Genomic DNA, 23,146 nt, shown 5'->3' with positions numbered 1-23,146 from the left:
TGCGCCGCTGTTTCATTTGCAACACCTCCACTGCTTACGCAGCGTCTAGTGTGTTGCATCGACCGGTTGAATCCACCGTTGCTTAGCGCCACACGACCGTATGCCAAAATTGATGCTTTGCTTGTAGCACCCGACCGGTCCCTATGGTGCTGTCGCCGCGACTACGCACTGCTTCTGACGATGTACAACACCGGGGCGCACGTTTCCAAAGTCATCGCGCTCCGACAGGAACAGGTCCGGTTCAGCGGTTGCAAGCCGATCAACCTGATGGGCAATGGCCGCAAGGAACGAAGCATCCCGTTGTGGTCAAACACGGCCCAGGAATTGAAGACGTGGTTCCACGAACTGGAGAGCACTCGCACGCCGATCGCGTTTCCAAGTCATCACGGCCGGAAACTGTCGCACAACGGGATCGATTACATCCTCCAGCAGGTCGCCAATCAGGCTGAATATACGCCCGAGCCCCACTGGCAAACGCATTTCGCCGCATGTCGTGTGCCACACGGCGGCCATGTATCTACTGCAATCGAGCGTCGACATCAGTCTCATCGCTCTCTGGCTTGGCGACGAAGCAGCGAGCACTCGAGAAACTGACGCCAGCGGAAGCCGCCTCGTTCCGGTTCAAGCCTTATGATAGTGTGTTTGCCTTCCTGCAACACCTCTGATTATCTACAGTCTCGTCGCCGACGATCCAAAGCTGGCGGGCACCGACCGACGAACTGGGCGTAACCGGGAACGGTGCCTAAAAGCGCTTATGCTCTCCAGCACTTAAGCGCTACCCTTGTTCATACCCGTCATTCGACCACCCCCACCGTTCTCAACCAATTTTCAGTTCAGACATAGCATTCTCGACCTGCGCATCAACCCGGGCCACGCGCTCCGGGTTCAGGTCGCGCCACTTTTCAATCCACGTTAGACCGATTTGATCTAACATCGAATCTCGTCGCATCATCAATATATCACTCAAACGATCCGGATTAAGATCAAACTCAGCTGGTCCAGCCTGCCAGTTATGCAGAACTATTGATTTAATTACATCATCGGTCAGCTTTGTCAATCGATATCCAAATTCCAGTGCGGCGCGACAACGGGGATCGGACAAATGGCGACTCCTCTTGTCATGATAATATCTCGCATTATCCATACCTTCCCGTACACGTTGTATGGACGTAGCCGACTGTTCGCCATAGGGCTGTTCGCCAAGCCCAATTAGGCTTGGCGAATGATTCTGTGAAAAATCATCATACGCCTCAGATCTGTGTTTTAGTACAAAGAGTGCTGGTGGTCGTTGCAAATTTGCAATGCGATGCCCCATACTTTTCGGAACGCCCATGTAGCCAAGCGGACCTGTCACGTCAAAGTCGACGGTCTCGCCTCGCCACCCGCTAGGAGTGTTTGTGAAGCCAAAATTCTCCATGCGGAAGTTCAAGTGATCCCAGTTATCAATGAATCGGGACATTAGGTAATGCTGCTCCTGCTCAAGCAGAAGATCATCCGGGAGTAGTTGGTTGAGTTGTTCGAGTGCATGAAAGCGCTCGCGATCCAACTTTCGGTACAAGTTGATTGATGCGCTGTCGCGCCCATCCAACTCATAATATCGCCTTCCAGCAAGAATGCTTTTTTGCCTTTCACACACCGAATAGTATTTGTTTACAATTTTTTGATATTGACGCTGCGCCTCTCGATACTGTTCCGTATTTTGAGGAAATTGATTGATAATTTGACTTCTACCCTCCGCACTGGTGAGAAATTTTCCCAGATCAATGTAATTTTCATCAAATCTAGACATCGCGTACAAATCACCATCAGAACCATCGGTGGCATTCTGATATAGAATGTAATCGCACCCACTCCCAAGCCGAATCAATGGCGCGTCGAGTCCACTCGCTTTAAATACTTGCGCCATCGTTACCTCCATTGCCGGATAAAAATTGCTTCGCAAATCCATCGAACTGGCCAAGCGTGGTTCAAATTGATTCAGCCACCACGCTGGCACCCTAGCGTCCTTCACCCGGTAAGCTGCCTCCGATTGAGATTCGCGCACCGCAATCATCGCGGCTTTGTTGCTCCCCCCTTTCGCCGGACGCCACGAAAGAACGTCAACCCGACAGTCCACGTGCTTTAAGCCACTACTGCCATCCATAGCTCGACTTTCCTCTTGTACCTCACCGAAACTTTTGTGATGTCGCGTGGCCCGTATTTGCCGGGAACTTTCCGTTGCTGGCCGCTCTGATTCAGCCAATTTGGGGGCCTTTGATGCTCGGCGCGTGTCCGATCTCGTTCTATTCGAGGACGCCAGGATCGGATTCAGTGTTTCACTTGTTCCGAGGCCTTCTCCAGGCTTGATCGTCAGTCCTTCAGTCACGGAATACAGCCAATGCGGGTCAGCCGTCCGCCAACTCGACAAATTGGCTTCGGCGCGGTGCCGCAAGTTTGCTTCCCGGGATGCGTCCGGGCCGTCATACCGCCTTGCATTCGGTCGCGTAGACTCACTCGGGGTAGTTACGTTTCGGACTCCGATTAGCTGCGAATCGATCGTTGATGCCCGAGAACGCATGGTTTCAGCAGAAACAGAAAACGGAATATGGATTGGCGAGATAGGTGAAATTGCAGGCATTATCAAGATTGAATAAGACTTCAAAGCCCTCGATAATCGATCCGACTCCATGTTCCTCGCTTTCAAAAAATGACTGTCGACAGATCCGAGCTTATCGTCAGCTATGAAGAAGAATATTTCAACGGAATATCGGGCATTAATTCAATCACACGCCCATAATTTTTACTAGAGTCGCTCATATGGACTCCTCCCGGATTGCAAGCTGGGTTTTGCAGATAAATCTACAGTGATCTGCCACGATTCCACGCACAGCCAGAAGTTTGATAACTTGTTGTGTGTACGGAGAAAAGCGTGTCAGAGAACCTGATGCCAAGAAGGCAATGCGCGAAGGAATTCAAGTTAGAGGCGGTAGGGTGAGCCAAGAGTGCCGACCAGCACGAGGTCGCTCAAAGGCTGGGCCTGCCAGTGACCACGTTAGGAAGCTGGTGCCATGATCAGCACAGTGGCAACGCGCAGGCGGCGGCAGAGCCGGTTGCTAATGCGCCGGTGTGCAGCCGTCGTCTGGTCAACGTTCTGGAAGCTGAGGTCAGCAGGCTGAGCAAGGAACTGGTCTGCGCGAAGCTGGACATCGATATCCTTCGAAAGACAACGGCATACTTCGCGAAGGGGTCGCGATGAAGTATGCAAGGATCGATCAGCATCGCGACCGCTACAGCGTCAGCCGGCTTCTCGGTGTGTCGAGCAGTGGCTATTGCCAGTGGCGCGGCCGGTCCGAAGTCGGCGAGCCCAAGCCAATACCGCGCTGGGCGCCCAAGTTACCGCCATTCATCGCGCCAATGCGGCAGCTATGACTGACCTCATATCGTGCGACAGTTGCCTGCCCAGGGCCGGCCGGCGGGCGCCGAACGCGTGCGTCACAGCCTGCAACGCCAGGGGCTACGCCCAGTCTACAAGCGCCCGTACCGGGTGACGACGGATTTGACACATCGCCTGCCGGTGGCGCCGAATCTGTTGGATCGGCGTTTTTGACGGCTGGTGGCCCAATCAAGCCCGGGTAAGCGACATCACCTTCGTCAGAACCGGCGAGGGCTGGTTGTATCTGGCGGCGATCCTGGATCTGACGAGCCGGCGCATCGTCGGCTGGTCGATTGTCGATGTCCGAGCGGATCAACGCAGACCGGGTCTGCCAGGCGTTGCGCAGCGCGTGCTCGCAACGCACACCGCCACCGGGATTGCTGCTGCACTCCGAACGCGGCGCCCCATACGTCAGTCGCGCTTATCGGAAATTTTCAAGATAAACGTTTCAATGAGCCGCCGTGCCAACGCTTGGGATAACGCCCCGATGGAGAGCTTCTTCAAGTCGCTGAAGGTCGAATGAATCTACCAGACTCACTACGAAACGCGTGCCCACGCCCGTCTGGATATCGTCGATTGGATAGAGGGCTATTACAATCGGCAACGCCTGCATACCTCGATCGACTTCCTTACCTCCGTCGACTTCGAGGCTAGCTTGATCTCCGCATGAGTTGCTGTACGCGAAAACGACGCAGGGTCACGCCCATACTGGCGCTGGCTGACATATGAACTGCTTGAGGATCTGCTCGCGGTAATCATCGACTTCTACGGTGCCAAACTCCACGACCGGCTACGTGAGCAGCGCGCATGTCACGACCGGACATTCGAACGCGAAAACCCTATCCGCCGTTCTGAACGGGACTGCCATCGCATCACGTCAATGGGCCTGTCGGGGGCTCTTCTCACATGAGCGAATTGCTCAACATTGAGCCGCAATTTAAGCGTGGTTTTACGCCCCCATCGACAGCATGTTCAGTTCGAACTTACGGCAGATTCGGCGCACTGATTTTCGCCTTGCAAAATCATGACTGTGCTCGCGGTCGACATTTCCACCCCACCTACCGTCACAAAGCTTCCAAACACCACGACCCGATCCGATGGCGCTGCCTGCTCAAGCGCTTGATCCAACGCCAAGGCCGGTGATGCGCATCGCGTCACCGCCTCGGGAACCGGAACACCCGCATGACACAGGACCCGCTCGAGCTGCTCCGCCGTGGCCGCGCGCGGAATGGGAAGATCCGTGACATACCAGTGATCGATCTCTGCGATCAATGGGCGAATGATACCGGCGACATCCTTGTCCTGCATAGCACCGAACACCGCGACTGTGCGAGCGAAGTTGCCCAAATCCTGCAAATTGTTCCTCAATGCGATCGCTGCGTGCGGGTTGTGACAAACATCCAGTATCACGGCTGGCCGTCCCGGCCACACCTCGAACCGCCCCGGCAACACAACGCTTTCGAGCCCACGACGGATGTGATGCGCGAATACCGGCAGCCGGTCACGCAGAACCTCCAGACATGCGAGCACTGTTGACGCGTTCGTCACCTGATGAGCGCCAAACAGCGCCGGCCGTCGCAGCATCGGACGCCGCGTTTCGCGTCCGACATACGTCCAGGCCTGACTGTCCGCATCCTGCCGCTCGCAACTGAAATCGCGATCGATCAGCCATAAGTCCGTGCCGAGACGTTGGGCGTGATCGAGTAACGACTGCGGCGGCGCAGGATCCGCGCAGATCGCCGGTCGTCCTGCGCGAAAAATCCCGGCTTTCTCGAGCCCGATCTGTTCGCGTGTCTTGCCCAAATAGGCAATGTGATCGATCGCCACATTCGTCACCACCGAGCAATCCGCATCAATGAGGTTGACCGCATCGAGTCGCCCGCCCATGCCGATCTCCAGAATCACGGCATCGAGATTACTAGCAGCCAACCAATGCAAGACGGCCAGTGTCGTAAATTCGAAATACGTCAGGGTTACGGGCTCCGGCAACCCCTGACGGGCCCGCTCCACCGCCTCGAAATGCAGCAGCAAATCCTCATCGCTTGCCTGTCGCCCATCGATGCGGGCACGCTCGTTGAAAGTCAGCACATGGGGTGACAGGTAGCATCCAACCGAATAACCCGCCGTGAGCAGGATCGCCTCCAGCATGACACAGGTCGACCCCTTGCCATTCGTCCCGCCCACCGTGATCACCGGGCAGGTAAATGACAACTGCAATGCCGCCTTCACGCGGCCGACCCTATCGAGGCCCATATCGATCTCGATGGGATGAGCGGACTCCAACTGGGCCAACCACGCCCCAAGCGTGTCATGTCGAGTCATAACCCCTTCCATACGGAATAATGAAACAAGCTGCCGATGAGGTGCCGGCACTCCACCGTCACTCGATCAGAATGACACTCAAATCGGAACTAGCGGCACGCCAAACAGGCCCGGCCATGGGTCGCCCAGCGAATGCTCTCCGAGTCTGCGTGGTCGTTGCGCCGCTCGGCGAATCGCCCAAGTTGCGCGGGCATATTCAAATCGCCCTCCCACGTCGCTTGCTGCTTGAATGTCGCTGCCTTGCGATCAAAGCGCAAATGATGCAGCGCGGTCTTTCCACCCCAATCCTTCGACGGGAATGCAATATAGTCAATTTCGAAAACGTCATCCTCGATTCGACCATTGACCACGTAGAGCCCGTAATGCTCTTCACCGGGCGAAATGATTTTGTAAATGCCGTTGTCGTAGTAGTACAGGGCAGCATCTTCGAACGGCTTAGGATCGTACATCTTCTCGTAGAACAACTGATGAACGATCGTCGGACGCCCCAAGGACACGACAATTTTCGCGCCTCCGATTTCTTGGTGGTCCGTCATGCCCAAGGTCGACATAGCTAAAACTTCCACAGAGACAATAAAAACCTGCGATACGCGCCGCGCTTGAGCGCCTACTGCACCGGGCCGAATTGTACCGAGCAACGCCCGTCACACTTGCAAAAAACGACCATCCGGTTGCAGCGCTGGTGACGCACCAACATGCACCACGCGATGCCTCCCGCCATGCAAGCGATCCTCCAGCGCTGTTGCATCTGCGCGAGTAACGCCAGGATCCCGTGGACGCCATGCCTGCGACAACCATGCCTCGCCCTGCGAAGGCATCACCACGGGCGACATGACATGCCCCCCATGCCAGATAGCGAGAATTGCCCAAACTCCCACTATCGACGCCCCCGCAACCGCAAGCCACGCGGATACGCGACGCCCGAAACGCCAGCGCACCCCGGAAGTCGTTCGATCGTCAACCGGCTCACTCTTGTCGAGCGCGCATGCGTCCTCGCCCCCGATCTGCGACGAAATCGAAATCTCGTCATCGCGATGAAATGCGTTAGTCGCCTTCGATTCGTCGACCATACTGTCCTCCCTCTCTGCCTGACGCGCGAGCTCCAAGCCATAGCGCGGAATGGTCCGAATGAGATCCCGCGGCAAGCCGATCGCTTCGAAGCTGCGCCGCAGCCGCGTGACCAGTTGGTAATAGCTGGCGTCCGTGACAACGACACCACGCGCGCCCCAGATACACTCGATCAGAGCTTCCTTGGTCTGCGGACCGTCAAACAACTGCTGCAGGAGCAAGGACTCGTTGAGGGAGAGATATTTCAGCGACTGGTCGACAAGGTTGACCAGCACACGAGTCTGGGTGTCAAAGGCAATATCGCCCATCACATGCATTGAAGGCGCTGCAGGATGCATCATGGAGTCCCTCGTTCACGATCGCGTCAATCGCCGGCCCCGACAATGTGGGCGAGAGGCGAGGCACGCGAAAGGGTTATGTTGGTCGCCGCCCAGCGAATCACGCGGATAAGAGCATCGACCACAAGCAGGGTCATCAAGCTCACGCGCCAGCCCCCACATCGGGGGTTGTGAACAGCATGTCACGGCAATTATCAAATACCTGTCATACGCAACATATCGGCCCACTCCCATTCCGCCATAAGACTCATCCCGTTCGCGCAACGAATCATCTGTGCATTGCCGACCCATGCCTCGCATGTCCCGATACAGTACGAAGTCGACCGAACGGCTTCAACGCCCCCCCCAGTCACGCCAGCCCTCCCGCGCCCGGCATCGGACATTTTGAATATCAGCGCCACCCCTATACAATAAGCAAGCACCTATGCACAGTCAGACTTTGCCTATACCAAACCATCGCTTGTCTGCCAATAATATTGGAACTAGTTCCAATATTTGGCCCAACCATAAGGGAACGAACATATGCCGACCTTCGGCACGGCGCTTCACATCAACCAAGCGGCGCCTTACGTCTCCCGCTGGGCCGTTTGATACGCCGCTTAATCTCGCGTGCGCCTTGCTGACAGCCAATATGGCAACCGGGATCCTGCACACGCAGTGAGTCCAGGGATTCTTAGCGCGCGCGAACCCCTGCTACAGCTGGATCGAGGACACCATGCACAAAATCTTGCTGGTCGATGACCATCCCATATACCTAATGGCACTATCCACTCTCCTCACTCAGGAGCTCGTCTCCGACGAGATCGCCGTCGCGAAGGACGGCGAAGCGGCGTGGGAAATGTATAAATCCCATCAGCCCGATCTCATGATCGTCGATCTGAATCTGCCGACGCTGAGCGGCGTGGATTTTGTCAAGCGCGTGCGCGTGTCTGATAATCAAGTCCGCATCTTGGTCTTTTCATCGGCCCGCACCGAGGTAATGGCCACCAAGATTCGGGCGATCGGGGCGAACGGATACGTACAAAAAACCGAGGACATCAGTCAAATGCTCAATGCCATTCGCGCCACCCTGTCCGGGTTCGACTGCTTCCCGAGCGTCGCCAACGACGGCACGATCGCAGGCAGTGGTCGCGCAGCCGCCGCACTCTCACCGCGTGAAATTACCGTGCTGAGTTATCTGGTGAAAGGACATTCCAATCAGGAAATTGCCGATCTGCTGCATCTGAGCCACAAAACCATCAGTACCCACAAGGCGCACATCTTTCAAAAGACCGGGATTTCCAACATCGTCGATCTCGCCGAATTCGCGCGCGAGAATTTGCTTTTCGATTAATTGCCCATGCGCGCCTTCCTGCGTGATCGATTCGCTCGGGCGCGTTGGCCACGGATCGCGGCGCTGACGCTCGGCGCGGTCCTGTTAGGCCCGCTCACGAGCCATGCATCGCCTGACGAACCAGACGACCTGCGCCTCGTCCACCTCGCACAAAATACCCGCGACCTGACGATTCCTGCCGCCACGCAAGCGTGGTTAGCCGAGCGGCAGCGTACTCTGCGAGTGGGTGTCGTACCCAATATCGCACCGCCGTTCGACATCGTCGATACCACCGGAAGTTACTTTGGCATTACTGCGGACCTTCTCGACCGGCTACGATCCAGCGCACATCTTCGCCTGACATTCAAGCGCTATCCGGATACCACCGCCATGCTCGCGGCAGCTCGTCGCGGCGACATCGATCTGGCCACAACCATCATCCAGACCACTCCCGCTTTATCGGGCTTGCGGTTCAGTCGCGCGTATTTTCCGGATCAGGACTCGGTCGTCGAGCGCAACCAAAGCGAAGGCTTCGTCACCGTCCCCACACCGTCAGTCCCCCGCCTCGCGTATGTCCCGGATCTGGTATCCGCCGCCGTGCTGCGCCAGCATTTCCCCCGTGCGCTGCTGATGCCGGTCCACTCACCCGCGGCCGGACTGACCGCGGTTGCCTTCGGGCAAGCGGACCAATATGTGGGCAACACCAACATCAGCAACTACCTGATCGAGCGGCTGCAACTGCTCAACCTGAGCATCCGGCGCTTCACAACCTATCCCAGCCCGCCGGGATTTCAGCTGGCTGCACCGGCCTCCCATGCGCCGCTGATCGATCTGGTCGATCGTCTGATCGCGCAAATAGACATTGAGGACCTGGCTGAGACGCGCTCACGCTGGGAGGGGCGCCCGAATCATGTTGCGCTCGACATGGCGACGGTGCTCTCGCCCGCCGAGAAGGCATGGATTCAAGCCCATCCTGTCGTTTATTTTGCCGCCGAACCCGACGCACCGCCGTTCCTGTTTCACGATGACAAAGGTGAAATGGCAGGCGTCACAGCAGACATGATGAACCTGATCACCACGCAGGTCGGGATCCGCTTCAAGCCCAGCCACGGAAGTGGCCCCGACGATGTGCCGGCGATCCTCCCGGTCATGAGTGCCAATGCCATGCGACCGGGCTTTGTGCCGACATCACCCTATTCGTGGAGCGGCTTCGCCGTGGTCACGCGCACGGGCTATACGCTGCCCAACGCCATTGGCTGGCCAGCCGTCAGTCGCATTGCGATTCCTAACGACGGTATCGTCAATACCTTGCCGTCTCGCGCTGGCGCGCCTGCTCACTACGTGGTCACACCGTCAGTCAACGATGCCCTGCATGCGGTCAACGACGGCAATGTCGACGCCGCGATCCTTAACATCAATATCGCAAACTACTATATTGCTCAACGCTACCAAGGCAAGTTAGTCGTCGCGGGCTACCTTGAGCCCGCCGACACGGCCCAAGTCGGATTCGGCGTGCCAGCGTCCGATCCCGAACTTGCGTTGATCATCGACAAGGTACTGCAAGGCACGCGTGAAGCGCGGCTAAACGATATCCGAAATCATTGGAATTACACCAGCATTCCGGACGCCACATTTCGCCCGTGGCGTCAACGGCTATGGGCTGGCCTTGCCATTGCGGTCTCGTTCGGGCTCCTGTTGCTCGCATGGAATCGTTCACTGGCCCGGCAAATTCAGCTGCGCCAACGCGCAGAAACTGCGCTCCGGCAACAATTCGCGCTCCAGCAAACGTTGCTGGACAGCATGCCGTTCCCGTTCTTCATCTGCGACGTGCAATTGCGGCTATCCGGTTGGAATCAGGCCTTTGCCGCTACGATCGGTCCCGCGCGCTGTGTCGTCGGAAGTCGGCTCAACGCGCTGACCGCCTCGGACGACACACTCATCGCACAATTGACCGACATCCTCCAAGATGCGGTCGCCCAGCAAGTCCCACTATTTAAGGATACGCGTTTGCGTGTCAACGGCCATGAACTCGATGCCCATGCCTGGGTCGTACCGTTCGTGAGTGACGCACCGGCTTCGCACAGCCTGCTATGCGGCTGGATGGACGTATCCGAACGCGGTGAAATGCAACGCGCGGCCAAGCGTGCGCAAGAGGAAGCGGAACACGCCAATCACGCGAAATCGACCTTTCTGGCCACCATCAGTCATGAAATCCGTACCCCCATGAATGCGATCTTGGGCATTCTGGAATTGCAGGTGCGGCATGCCAAACGTCAGACTGGCATCCCTCCCGAAGATGTCGTAGCCGCACTCGAGTCGGCCCGTTCGCTGGTCGCCATGCTGGATGAGATTCTGGATATTTCGAAGATCGAAGCCGGTAAATTGACGATCGATATCCAACCGGTTTACCTGAATTCACTCACCGACAACGTTGCCGCCATTTACGAAGAAGTTGCCAAGAAAAAGGGCGTGGCCTTCCGTTACACGACGAGTGCGCACGACTGGCAGGTGATGACGGACGCCATGCGACTGCGGCAGATCCTGAGCAATCTATTGTCAAATGCGATCAAGTTCACGGCGCGCGGCGCAGTGTCATTTCGGGTGCACATCCAAGACGCATCGGACGACGACGCGACCCACGTCGATATTCATATCGTAGACACCGGTATCGGTATCGAGCCGGCAACCATCCCGTCATTGCTTGAGCCCTATACGCAAGCTGCGCCCGATATCGCTACCCACTACGGTGGGACCGGTCTCGGCCTGCCCATCTGCAACCATCTCACCACCGCATTGGGAGGCAAGTTAACGATTGAGAGTACGCCCGGACGCGGCACGCACATTACGTTGCACTTCATCCTCCAACGTGCCGCGCATTCGCCGATGCCAACCATGACGCCCGCGGCCGCCACCGGGGTGGATCCCGGCACACTGTTCCAGGGCTGCACGGCCTTGATCGTCGACGACCATCCGCCCAATCGGATCGTGTTGTCGCGCCAGCTACAATTCCTGGGTTTCGATACCATCGTCTGTACGCTTGCCGGCGAAGCACTGGCCGCGCTGGAGCGCACGTCTGTTGATGTGCTGATCACGGATTGCAACATGCCGGGAATGAGTGGATTCGAACTTGCACGCTCCATCCGCCGTCAAGAGAAGACCCAACACACAAACCGCCCTCTGACCATTGTCGGTTTCACAGCCAGCCTACTCCCCGAAACCTTGCACGAGGCAACCACCAATGGCATGGATACCTGTTTGATTAAACCCCTTGCACTCGACGAACTCGCCAGCGCACTGCAACCACTGTTGCATCGCGAAACGCCCGGCGCTCCAGGTATAGAGGGCTTGCCCGTGCGCACGGCTCAGCCGGCCCCGGCCGACAGCATTGTCGACCAGATTGCGCGCCTGGATCCCGCGAGCGAGTCCAAGCTCTTGCGCAATCTAATCGCGACCTGCGAAGCGGATATCACGGCACTGCATATCGCCAGCCAAACCCTTGACTATGCCTCGATCGGCGACGTAGCGCACCGTCTGCATTCGACCGCCGAATTGTGCCGTCTGCCCGTACTGGCTCAGTTGACCGACACTGCCGAGAGCCTGGCACGGAGTGACAGGCCAGCGGATCCGGCGGAACTTGCGGCCGTCGTTCAGACCATTGTCGACATTACACGGCGCTTGATTGCCAAATTGCAAGCGCGCCTTAAGCCGGAGGCTCCCCAAACCGACGCACATTGATGACGATCCAAGCAAGGCCTCGTCCCGCACACCCGACATAAAGAGATCTTACCGACTACATCCACATTACCCCAGCACGCGAGATTTTGCTGTGCAGTCAGGCAGCAAGTCTCACGTCGGGCCGATCGGCCGCGTCGTCAGAACCACAGGTCGACGCGAAAGCACTTCGTAAGAATTCGAAAATTTCATCTCATGCGGCTCTGATATTGTGCCCACATCTCTGCCAGCAACCGACGATCCACAATCGAAGTACATATTTCCGAGCATAACTATTAACCTCTTCTCTCTACCACAACGCGCAGGCAGACAGTTCTTGCGAGTGGTTTATAAAAGGTGAATTGGGCAACGTTGACTTACGTTTCAAAAATGCATTGGATCAACTCTCTTCCCGGCCCATGCCAAACAACGCCCACCCACCTCTTGCTCTCCCGCCAGGTTCTCCGGCAATTTGCGCACAGACGCTGTGGATGCACCACCATCGGCGAGTCGGACTGGGATGGCTACTACGGTACAAAGCGTTTCCAGCACCACCGGCAATCAACCCAACGGGACACTCCTCAGCACGGTTGCCATGGCGACACGCAGCTTACTAAGCAGTAAGTTCTCCGAACAAATTAGAAAGGCAGACATCCTATGGGAACAACTGACAGAATGCACGGAAAAATGGCCTTCGGCTGTCGATCCAGCCACCGACGCTGGATGCGCTGAACTCAATGAACTCGTAGCGGAGGCGCTACAAAAATTTGAGGACGTTGGCGGGTCGGCTGCGCCATCGACATCATGACCGAACAATGAGCCGGCCATTACCTGCAGCACACCGACCCTGCAGGCGGTACTCCAGTATAGCGACCAGCTCCTGGGCAATGGCTACACGATTACCAACATCACGCAGATAACGACGTGCGTGCCGAGCAAGCACAAAAAGCGGGGAACCGCCCGAGTGCGGCTCCCCCAAACCCCACTAACCTGCTCCTTGTTCCTCAACAAAGGAGCAGACCGCGTCGAGCTCGCATGGGCAGTCAATGAACTGCGCATGCGGCCGCCCGACTCAGTCATGCTAGACGGAACGCGCAATGCAAGCTATCAGCACCATCCGATTCACCATCCACCTATTCCGACGATAGTTCCGCATCCCTACCCGATTCCGCCCTCGGGCGTAGTATGATTCAACCGTCTGGGCGCGCCAGTCAATCGCATGCCCCATCCCATTCAATGATCCTTACTGTAAGGAATACAAAATATGCTTCGTCACACCTCTTTCGCTATCCTGCTTGCCATGGCCGTTACCCTGAGCGCGTGCGCGGTGTCTCCAAGTCCATCCCCCATGATTGGGGGCGATCGCGACGCCCACGGCTGCCTACCGTCCGCTGGTTACGCCTGGTGCGAAGCCACACAACGCTGTGAACGGCCATGGGAACTCGCCAAGCAAAAGGGATTTGCCGTCTCTGCCGACAATTTTGCAAACTACTGTCGATCGGGCAACGCGCCCTAACCGGGCAGACAGGCTTCGCGGACCGTTGGGGTGCAGCCTAGCCCTGCTGGCTGCACCCGCTCCGCTCTGATGCAACCCAATCGCTTAACGACCAACCCGTCGATACAAGACTGGCATTGCCGCGCTGGCGATAGCGCATCGCCCCGGCACCTCGGTTGCGCCCACCCGCTTGTCAAGCGCTATCACGCACCGACGACTGCCCGCAAGACCGTGATGGGCACAGAAGATTCGCGAGAAAATCTCGGACGAACACCTCATCCGCCCGCGCCTGTAGCAATCGCCGCGCCATGACACACACCGCACTCAGGTGCGCACTCGCCTCATCGCGCTGCCAACCCAAGTCTGGCAGCAACTCGCGCAGTTCATAACGTTCCAACATCGCCTGGATGACCGGCAAATCCCATTCCGGCTTCAAGTTTTGCGTGGCATTGTCATCGTGTCGACGATATAGTGCCACGCAGGCATCCACATAGTGGAACCGGGCGTGATGTGCCGCGAGATCCAGCCACATCGCATAATCTTCGGCGCGGTCTAGTCCCTTCCGATATCCACCGATTTCCCGCATCAACCGAATCCGCGAAGCGGACCCGGCATGCGGAATGGGATTGCGGCCCAGCAACACGGCAAGGGAATACGGATAGGGCCTGATTACCTCGGTACTTAGGCGCGCGAGCGGCACAAGATCGGGGTACGTCGCCACAACGTGGCCGTACAGAACGTCCGCATCCGGATGGTCCTGCAACACGCGACGATATCGCGTCAACGTTTCGGGCATCAGGACATCGTCAGCATCCAGACACACCAGGTACTCTCCTTGTGCCAACCGCAGGGATTCGTTGCGGGCCGCCGCCAAGCCGATTGGGCCGGCACGGTGATAACGCACTTGCGCACCTTTGGGATGATGGGCGCAGACAGCCTGCACCACTTGCGCCGTATCGTCTTCCGACCCATCATCGACCACCAAGACTTCGACATCCTGATCCGCTCCCGCTAGGCAGGACCGGATCGCCGCCTCAATGAAGTGACCATAATTTCGCGTGACTATCGCGATCGTAAAGAACGGCATACTGAATCCTTTGGCGTCGCTGCGCCTTTCATCGAATAGCTGAATTGTTCCTGTCTTGCCCAGTCGATCAACCATGGCTACGCGCCGCTACTGCCATGTGATGCGACCACGGCAGTCAACGCCCCGCTATATGCGTTAACGTTAGCCTCGCACGCAGGATCGAGGCTTTTCAGAAACGTTGCGGCCCGCTGACGATACGCCTCCAGACTGCTATCGTGGTCCGCGATTGCCTGACACAAGACTCGAGCGCCCTCAACGCAATCGAACGCCTGATAGCGATAACCGCAACCACCGATCAGAGCGGAATTGTGAATGAGCGGATAGCCCCCATAGAGTGCCTCGCAATAGAGCGAACTCAGCCCGCACTCCCATTGATGGCTGACCACGGCATCGACATCACCCGCCATGACCTCGTGAAACGAAACTGGGTGATCGAACGAAGCCAACCCATGCCGGACAACGTCGAGACTGCATACGAGATTCTGGAATCCAGGATGTTGCCGCCATTCGAACGTGCTGAAGGCACGAACGCGCTCGAACATGCCGGAATCGGTACGATGCGCCGCCTCACATGTCAGCAGCGGAATCAAGCTCGTTGTCACCACGGAGGAATTCGGTTCAAAGATCCCCACCCGCCAGCGGCGCCGGCCTGGCTGATAACCAAACTGCCGCCCGTCGGGCAAAAGCGCCGTCTTGTGTTGCAGCCATATCGGATTCCACAAGGGTGGCACCACCCTGATCGGCACGCGGCACACACTGCCCAGGTAGGGGATCCCGCTAGCCGCGTATTGCGGTAACGTCCAGATTTCGTGATACGCGCCCGGCACAATTGGCGCGTTCGGCAACCGGCCGAAGATCATCTGCTCGATATCACACACATAATCGTGATCGAAGCGCATCGATACAAGCTTGCCGCCACGTTCGCGAAAGGCCACGATCCATTCGGGATCGAGTTGTGCGTCCAGATCGATCATCACGTCGAGCGCCTCGGCCGCCTCGCACATCCCAACCAACGTCACCGGCACAAGAGCCAGACAATCGCGGATGTCGTCGAATGGGTCGTCTGCACCCTCCCGCACCAAGTGGACCTCGCCGACAGTCGGCACACAGGTCAGTAGCATCGCGAGAAAGAGGGCATTCTGGATGCCATTGCCCAGCCAAAGCGATTTCCGGCGCGTACGCGCCGAGATGCCAATGCCGACCCGCAGATCGCGGGGGCGCCCGCTGAAGCGGTCGCAACAGTTGCCGCTCATGCACCCGCCTTCGGCACAAAAGCAGCGCCCTGACACAGATGCAACAACCGCTCGGCATATGCTGCCAGATTGGGCTGACTCGACGGATGCACCATATCAAAGATATCTTGTGCGCGCGCGTAATATTCACCCAGCGCGGCGTCGTGCTCGACCACCGCCCGCAGGAGTTGTGCTGCCCCGCGCTGTACATCGAATGCCGGATAATAATAGCCAACGTCCTTGAGCCACGGCGAGTTGTGGATCAACGGATAGCCGCCATATAGCACGTCAAGATATAGATAATTCTGGTCGTTCTGCCATTGGTGTGACACGACGGCATTCGGGCGCTGTGCCAATACGGTCACGGTGTCGTGACGTTCGTACAATCCCATTTTTCGATGACGAAAGAGGTCTAGCGACCGAACTCGCGACTGCGACGCCGAGCATTCATACATGCGACGCGCGTTCAGTGCGCACGCGAACGTGACGCTATCGCGGTTTGCCCGATACGCCGCATCGCAGATCAACATCGGTAGAACTGCGCTTTTGACGACCGACAGGTTGGGTTCGAAGATGGCAACGTGCAGTCCTCGGGTACTCGCATCTCGTCGCGTGTACCCATATTCGTAGCCCTGCGCCCGTACCTCGCGGATGCGCGCGTCCAGAAACCGCGGATGCCAAATGAACGGAACCTCATGTACCTCGCATCGGTGCATCGTGCGCAGCATCGGCGCGAAGCAGGCGTCTTTCGGCAGGTACCAGACTTCATCGCACCGGTCCGGACGGGTGAAATGGTTCGGCTGATCGAACACGACGGTCTCCGCCCATGCCACGTACGGCTGACCGCAGCAGTGATACACCACCTTCTTGCCCCGGGCACGCATCCAGTCCAGCCAACACACATCCAGCGCCCCGCCCATCTCGATGACGACATCAACCGCTTCGCCCGCGTCGCGTAACGACATCAACGGCAAGTCTTCCGCGACCGAGTCAAGTTGCGGTGGCCGTCGCCTCTGATCGCCAACCTTGATCAATCCCACCGACTGAACAAAGGGCAATTGTTGAAGCAAATGGGCGAGAAACACGATATTCTGATCCAGCCCATTGGACCAAAGGTTCTGGTTCTCATGCGTCAGGAAAGAAATGCCGATTCTCATTGCCCATACACCCTCGTCAATACCATTGCATCGGTTCGCTGTGATCCTTCGCCCGCACGGGTGACCACGCCCACCAATCCGACTCAGGCGACCATTACATCGCCCACACACACCTCACTCAAGATGCATCAACCTGCTTGACGAGATAATCCAGAACGGACGTAGTTGCTTCCAGGCTGCCCGTATAGCCAGGTCCCGTCTCATATTTACCGGCCACGGTCACCGTCGGTACGCCCACAATTCGCTCGTCGCGAATCAGTTTCGCAGCTCGCGCAACGTCGGCCTGGACACGCGCTGAATAATAGGTTTGAAGGTACTGCGCCCGGTTGACGCCGTATTTCGACAGAAACGTAGCCTGATCCTGCGGCGTCAACAGTGGCTGCCCCTGTTGGCCAATTGCGTCAAACAGGATCGGCATCATGCGCTCTGATACGCCCAGCGCATTCAGTGCGTAATACATGCGAGAATGCGGCGTCAATGCACTGTTCATCGCGACCGGCACCCGCTTCAGCGCAATCTTGTCGCCCTCTTTTCGGGCCCAGGCCTCCAGCGGCGATTCAAATTCCGCACAATGCGGGCAGCCATACCAGAAGAATTCAGTGACTTCGACTTTGCCTTTCGGCGCCGCAGTTGCCTGAGCCGGCTTGAGTAACTCATAGTCCTTGCCTGATACAGGCGTCATCGACGCAGCATGCGCAACCGGCACAATCAAACACAGGGACAACCACAAGACTCGTAGGCGGTGTTTCACGTTCGACTCCTCAACAGGGCGATTCGGCGCCCTGTAACGAATGGGAATGAACGACATTATCGGAAAGATCGCGCCATTCCAAAATAAGACGCCACCTCAATTTTCACCAGATAAATCTGAGATCGCCTTCTCCCGAGCAGCCCTTTGTGTTGACTGACCACCAACTAAAAAGCATGACGGATGCCGATCATGGCCATCGCTTGGCGGTTGGTGCTGGCATCGTTACCAAAATCCCCCATCGACGCCACTGCCGGCACGAGAACACCGGCGACATTGATCGTGCTACCGGACGCGCACTGAAGGCCTGCCAGCACGTAGAGATCGGTACGCGGCGACAGGCGGTATTTGCCTCCCAAACTCCACTGGCTATAGCGCACGCTGACGTTGTTACCGGCGCCTTTCGTGATGTCGTACCCAATACCCACCACAACAGCCGCACTCAAGCGGTAATCCAGGAATGTCTGAATTGTATTGAACGCTGTCGATCCTGTACGGCCAGAGGCCAACCCATAGTCGCCATACCGCACGTAACTGAACGCGCCTCCCGCAATCCATTGATCAAGTTGGAAATTGGCCGCAGCGCGAACAATCTGAAGCGAGTTGGCCGACACGAAGCCCCCAGTGATTGCTGGTGAGTCGATGTCCACATCGACGTTCGGGCGCAGGCCATCAAACGACGCAACCGAACCATGTGCGCTATGGGCATAGAAATATCCGACGCCCACGCCGATCGAACCATGGTGATAGGCAGCCGCAAAAGCATAAGTGCGCCCAGCCGTTCCGCCAGGTTGACCACCCAGCGCGTACATGGCGGCCCCTTGAAGCCCCTCCAGATCCGGGGTCGCGTATTTGATCGAATTTCCGGTGCGATAGCTATTGTCGTAGTTGTCCACATCGCCTGGCGTCGCGAATGTCGAACCGAATGTTCCATCATTGGTGAGCGGCTGAATCAGATCGACTAGTGGGTCGTATTGGCGCCCCATCGTTACGGTGCCGAATATCGCATCACCCAACCCCACAGACGCAGTCCGCCCGAAGAGTCTCCCGCCCTGCGTCAGACGCCCGTTGTTGACATTAAAACCGCTTTCCAGCTTGAATATCGATTGAAGACCGCCCCCCAAATCTCCGATCCCCTTTATCCCCCACAGGTTGGGAGATAGGTTACCGGCCTGCGTTTGCACACTGTTGCCGGACCCACGAGCGCCCATACGATTGTCGAAGTAGGCCACGCCCGTGTCGAGTCCACCGTACAGTGTCACGCTATTTTGCGCCAGCGCTGATGTACCGCACACCAAGACGCCACACCCCACCAACACCGTCGAAACAAAGAATCGCGGCATCGCAACAATTCGGAAACCACAGAAAACGGGACGCACATCTTCACATAGCATTCAACCATTTTTGGTCAAGTCCTGTGCTTTGGACTATCAAGAACCAATCAAAAAGCCGCCCCCCCATCTACGACACACAGACCCACCCCAAAGAGGTCGCATCGATTCCGACACCGAAACCAGCATCGGATAAGCGCCACCCCCAGCGATAACGAATCCATGTCGAGGCGGCTTTTCGAGGAAGTGAAGATGTACCCCATAGGTCCGCCCCTCGGACACTTTGGACTGCTGTTTCCCGCGCTGCCGCAGACACCGAGCCCAACCGAAACGACCCGATCGAGCATGCGCAAAAACAAAAGGGCCGGATGGTTTGCGACCGAATTCGCAGACGACAAACCCATGGCCATTGATGCCCATCAGCAGCTGGCGCATAACGCTCCCCGTCGAGCCGCATTCGACCAGCGGCCGCACCCGCCATACATTGCACAGAGCGGTCCTTGATAGCCATCCTACCCAATAACCGACACCTTTATCGTCAAATCACTTAAATCATCTATGGACGTTTCTCATGCCACCAGTATCATTGATCGGCTCTGCCCTGCCGTTTTTCAAGCTCGCACGTCAGCCCCGTCAATCAACTCATGCCCGGGATGCGTCAAAGACACTCCGCCCAACCCGTGTATCCAACGAAACGGCGACTACGCCGCCCCCCCCTAAAAACACGACCCAAGACCTGCCAAGCCGCCACCAACTTTTAATCAGGTCTATTAACAACATGACAATTCTAAGCGTGTCGGTTCCCGACGATGTAGCGACCAATATCCGAAGTGGCCTATACCAAAATGCACTCGCCGAGACCAAACGCGACATTCCAAAATGGCGCAGTCACTCAGAAAGCGAAAGCGCTGAATTAAAAACAAAGATGTGGAAGATGCTCTCTGTAATGTCGCCAGAGGAAGTTGTGAAATTGAGAGATCAGGTGCGCTCATTTCGAAAGCAGCAGCACTAAGGATGCTTTTCACAAACCCGAATCAAGTGTGCTTGGCCGCTTAACAGGCAGATAAATGTGCCACGACGCAAATCTGTCCGCCCGAATCGAAGCTGGTCGGCATGCGCCGGACAGCATTTACGGGTTGCGCGTAAGGCATCGGCGCAACCCCGGAACGCGATCATGCCCGAGCGACCAATAATTTGTCGCACTCCATCTCCATAAGATGAACCGCGCGAACAAGGTCATGAGTCGTATGGTGTTCTTCTTCGGCCCTCAAGAGCGAACCTTGGCATAGCCGAACTGCAGCTTGATCACTTGGAACGGGCACTTGCCCTTTGCCCGGATACTGGCCTTGGTTCGCTCGACCTGATCCGTGAGCTGAGCGCATCACCAAGCCGCTTGCTTTTGTCCAGAATACGGCGGTATCCGGGATTCATCGCCATATACCAGTTCACGCCGGTCCGAGTGTATAGGCACTTGTGTACCCTTTGGCAACCCGCATCATCAAACGCGGCGGTTTTTTCGCCCAGCAAGCAAACTATTGGCTTCGGGCACGTTGCTGACGTTGCCCGCGGTGCCCCGCACCGTATGCATCAACCCCGATTTGGCGTCCACGCTGATAGCACTTTCATGCCGAGGTGCCACAGATTGCCTTTCTTGCTCTGATGCATCTCCGAGTCACGTTCGCCCGACACAATCTTGGTCGAACTCGGGGCGCTGCCGCGTTGCAACCGCCACCATTCCCGCACACGGGCCTTTTTCTCGCCCTACGAGTCGGAGATACGACGTGCGTCTCGCCATCGCAAACGAGGTCAAGCACGGGACTGGCGCCTGCGCACCCGTACGCCAAACCACGCGCCTGGATAATGGGTGATGCCACTATGAAAGCCACTCGCCCCATAAGACGAAATAACAGGACGGAGCGATAACGACGCCCTTTATGCTTCGATCAGGAAACGGTCCCGTCGCTTGCCCTTGATCCATGCCGGCTCTCGTCCACGCCCGCTCCACGTCGCGCCCGTCTTGGGATCCCGGTACTTGGGTGGCAGACTCGCTTGAACCGCGCGCGCCTTGCGCGGCCCGCGTCCAAAAACCTGATCCGGTGTCAGTCCGTACTCGGCCACACGCGCACGCACTTCATCCAGAATTGCTTGCAGTTCTGCCTGACGCGCATTTTCCGCCTGCTGCATCAATGCATCGGCCTGGGCTCTGAGTTCTCGATATGTTGCCATGCAATTCACTCCACTCGAATTATCCAATCAAACCAGCGCAGAATATATCTCAATCCGGCATACTCAAGGAAAAAACGCCAGCGGACCACCACTTCGTCTCAGCCGATGAGGTGCATGATCGCCCCTTGAACCACCATGCTCAATTTCAGGTCACCATGCACGCGATGCCCACCATTCAGCGCCCGGCTCGAGATCGTCAGCGCTTTCTGATAGCCCCCCAACATCGCTTCATTGCTCAATGATGAATCTTCCGTCACCGAAGCCCTGAATCATGCCGCAAAACCTCACCTTCCACGACCGGTGTCACGCCCATTCCTCATTGCGCTACCGGTTGCCATCCGGTGCGCAAGACACCATCACGCATCGTTGTTCCACACGAATCTCAGTAGCCCGCTGTCAATCTTTCGCTCAACAACAACCCGCGAGCCTCTGCCCTCTGCCCGAAGTTGCAACCCGACTGCGTTCCTTTCGGTAACGTACGATCTGCAGAACATGCCCTCCTAGACACCATTGAGGTAAAAGCGCGATTTAACCGGTTGATCAACGACTCCCGATTGCTTGCTTCAGACGAAGGCATCCAGTTGTCTCGGCACGGACTCACCCAGCTGCAACTGATCGACACGATCAATCATGCATTCTCCGGCCAACTGGCTAGCCCGCACAATTCCGGCTACCGAACTATCCATTGAGCGTCGTCATGAAATGTTCACCCAAGCCGTGCCTGATCGGCGCTATGTCGTCGACTTCGGCAACTTCACATTTTATGGCTTGCCCGGCAACCCCACCCACTTTACCCACTTCGATATGTCGAGGTACGACGAAGCAAGAAGCCGTTGCACGACTGGTTAGCTTTGCGAAGCCCCCCCGACGCCTTCTCGCGCTCGGACCGCCGATTTGACATACCCACACGGAACTAGATACCGCCGCGAGTGCAACTCACGAGCGTTATCCGTACAGCGACAAGCAGGCAACGCGATCGTACGCACAAGCTTGGGTGCAATATTGAAGCCGCTACAAATCGGGATATTTATAAACTGAAGAAATATAATCCATGCGCACCCTGCCATCGACAAACACTACCAAACCAGTCAAATACCACAAATGAACATTCTCACACGCCTTCTCCCGCGATACTTTGACAGCGACATTCGCAACGCCCGAAGAATCAGCATCATAAAATCTTGGTCGGAGAAAATTTCCACCGGGATCGACACCGGCAACCTCAAACTTCGCAGTGAAGATGGGAAAAATATACACCAGGCAATCGCAACCAATCTGAATGAAATCGCCAACGCCGACGACACTGATTATCAAAGAATTAATCATGCATACAAGAACATCAAGATTCAACTCAATGCCCTTGAAAAGATAGATAGCCGCAGAATCAGGGAAATCAATCAATTGCGGATTCGCGGAATCCACTCATTGGATGGAATCCTTTCCACACTCGATTCCGAATTGGCATCCCTGAGAATCATCCGCGAGCAGAAATCCGCCGTGCGAAGAGAGTACTCCCAAGAAAATTAACGGCGCTCCAGCGAGCGACTCGAGCTGCCACTGGCACCGCGACTCCATCGCGATATTTTGCCGACACGCGCACGCATGTGCTTGTTCGTCTGTCCATCGTGGCCCAACAGTCCGCCACGGTTGCGAGGGTATTTTTCCTTGGATCGTAGCAGGGAATCATGGACACGCCGAGCGGTTCAC

Annotated in this window: 16 protein-coding genes and 2 pseudogenes; 5 read left to right on the top strand and 13 right to left on the bottom strand. The window is 56.9% G+C overall.

Translation table 11 applies throughout. From position 1 onward, the window contains the following. Positions 1-594, top strand: a 594-nt coding sequence (locus WS49_RS33110) for a tyrosine-type recombinase/integrase (protein WP_156441334.1), incomplete at its 5' end; no start/stop codon positions are given. A 223-nt stretch (positions 595-817) separates the two neighbouring features. Here WS49_RS33110 and WS49_RS34780 read toward each other — a convergent pair. Continuing rightward, positions 818-2,143: a hypothetical protein gene (locus WS49_RS34780; RefSeq protein ID WP_156441333.1), complete on the bottom strand. Its 1,326-nt coding sequence runs from the start codon at positions 2,141-2,143 to the stop codon at positions 818-820. Positions 2,144-2,923: 780 nt separating this feature from the next. Between WS49_RS34780 and WS49_RS03840 the strand changes: the two are divergent. Further along, positions 2,924-4,082, top strand: a pseudogene (locus WS49_RS03840) (IS3 family transposase). Positions 4,083-4,384: 302 nt separating this feature from the next. On the opposite strand, the gene folC reads toward WS49_RS03840, so the two are convergent. From folC to WS49_RS03825, 3 genes are all read right to left on the bottom strand, one after another. Then, complete coding sequence (gene folC, locus WS49_RS03835; RefSeq protein WP_082722065.1) at positions 4,385-5,734, bottom strand: bifunctional tetrahydrofolate synthase/dihydrofolate synthase; 1,350 nt, start codon at positions 5,732-5,734, stop codon at positions 4,385-4,387. 89 nt (positions 5,735-5,823) lie between these two features. Continuing rightward, the gene (locus tag WS49_RS03830) at positions 5,824-6,270 is read right to left on the bottom strand and encodes a hypothetical protein (protein WP_059524649.1); all 447 of its coding nucleotides are present in this window, start codon (positions 6,268-6,270) and stop codon (positions 5,824-5,826) included. Positions 6,271-6,378: 108 nt separating this feature from the next. Next, positions 6,379-7,143: a winged helix-turn-helix domain-containing protein gene (locus WS49_RS03825; RefSeq protein WP_156437326.1), complete on the bottom strand. Its 765-nt coding sequence runs from the start codon at positions 7,141-7,143 to the stop codon at positions 6,379-6,381. 712 nt (positions 7,144-7,855) lie between these two features. Between WS49_RS03825 and WS49_RS03820 the strand changes: the two genes are divergently transcribed. From WS49_RS03820 to WS49_RS35950, 3 genes are all read left to right on the top strand, one after another. Beyond that, a complete protein-coding gene (locus WS49_RS03820) occupies positions 7,856-8,473 on the top strand; it encodes a response regulator transcription factor (protein WP_059524640.1) in 618 nt (205 codons plus the stop codon). Positions 8,474-8,479: 6 nt separating this feature from the next. Then, a complete protein-coding gene (locus WS49_RS03815) occupies positions 8,480-12,187 on the top strand; it encodes an ATP-binding protein (RefSeq protein WP_059524638.1) in 3,708 nt (1,235 codons plus the stop codon). A 1,240-nt stretch (positions 12,188-13,427) separates the two neighbouring features. After that, positions 13,428-13,679 carry a hypothetical protein gene (locus WS49_RS35950; protein ID WP_082722061.1) on the top strand — a complete coding sequence of 84 codons (252 nt, stop codon included), beginning with the start codon at positions 13,428-13,430 and terminating at the stop codon, positions 13,677-13,679. Between the two features lie 172 nt (positions 13,680-13,851). On the opposite strand, the gene WS49_RS03810 is transcribed toward WS49_RS35950, so the two are convergent. The 9 genes and pseudogenes from WS49_RS03810 to WS49_RS34770 form a co-directional block, all read right to left on the bottom strand. Further along, the gene (locus WS49_RS03810) at positions 13,852-14,820 is read right to left on the bottom strand and encodes a glycosyltransferase (protein ID WP_059524636.1); all 969 of its coding nucleotides are present in this window, start codon (positions 14,818-14,820) and stop codon (positions 13,852-13,854) included. A gap of 2 nt (positions 14,821-14,822) precedes the next feature. Continuing rightward, positions 14,823-15,998, bottom strand: coding sequence for a DUF2827 family protein (locus WS49_RS03805; protein WP_059524634.1), 1,176 nt, complete (start codon positions 15,996-15,998; stop codon positions 14,823-14,825). Continuing rightward, positions 15,995-17,134, bottom strand: coding sequence for a DUF2827 family protein (locus tag WS49_RS03800; RefSeq protein ID WP_059524632.1), 1,140 nt, complete (start codon positions 17,132-17,134; stop codon positions 15,995-15,997). Before WS49_RS03800 ends, WS49_RS03805 begins: the two co-directional genes overlap by 4 nt. A gap of 118 nt (positions 17,135-17,252) precedes the next feature. Further along, positions 17,253-17,885, bottom strand: a complete 633-nt coding sequence (locus tag WS49_RS03795; RefSeq protein WP_059524647.1) for a thiol:disulfide interchange protein DsbA/DsbL — start codon at positions 17,883-17,885, stop codon at positions 17,253-17,255. A gap of 164 nt (positions 17,886-18,049) precedes the next feature. Then, positions 18,050-19,225, bottom strand: a complete 1,176-nt coding sequence (locus WS49_RS03790; RefSeq protein ID WP_059524630.1) for a porin — start codon at positions 19,223-19,225, stop codon at positions 18,050-18,052. A 1,258-nt stretch (positions 19,226-20,483) separates the two neighbouring features. Beyond that, positions 20,484-20,926, bottom strand: a pseudogene (locus tag WS49_RS35945) (transposase); the annotation flags it as partial. Positions 20,927-21,145: 219 nt separating this feature from the next. Next, a complete protein-coding gene (locus WS49_RS33100) occupies positions 21,146-21,439 on the bottom strand; it encodes an H-NS histone family protein (RefSeq protein ID WP_082722059.1) in 294 nt (97 codons plus the stop codon). A gap of 98 nt (positions 21,440-21,537) precedes the next feature. Then, a complete protein-coding gene (locus tag WS49_RS34775) occupies positions 21,538-21,678 on the bottom strand; it encodes a hypothetical protein (RefSeq protein ID WP_156437323.1) in 141 nt (46 codons plus the stop codon). Between the two features lie 772 nt (positions 21,679-22,450). Then, the gene (locus tag WS49_RS34770) at positions 22,451-22,861 is read right to left on the bottom strand and encodes a hypothetical protein (RefSeq protein WP_156441331.1); all 411 of its coding nucleotides are present in this window, start codon (positions 22,859-22,861) and stop codon (positions 22,451-22,453) included. Positions 22,862-23,146 lie beyond the last annotated feature (285 nt).

Source organism: Burkholderia sp. RF7-non_BP4 (assembly GCF_001521935.1).
GTDB lineage: Bacteria > Pseudomonadota > Gammaproteobacteria > Burkholderiales > Burkholderiaceae > Burkholderia > Burkholderia diffusa.
The sequence above is the reverse complement of the archived record's forward strand: the minus strand, read 5'-3'. Positions and strand labels throughout refer to the sequence as shown.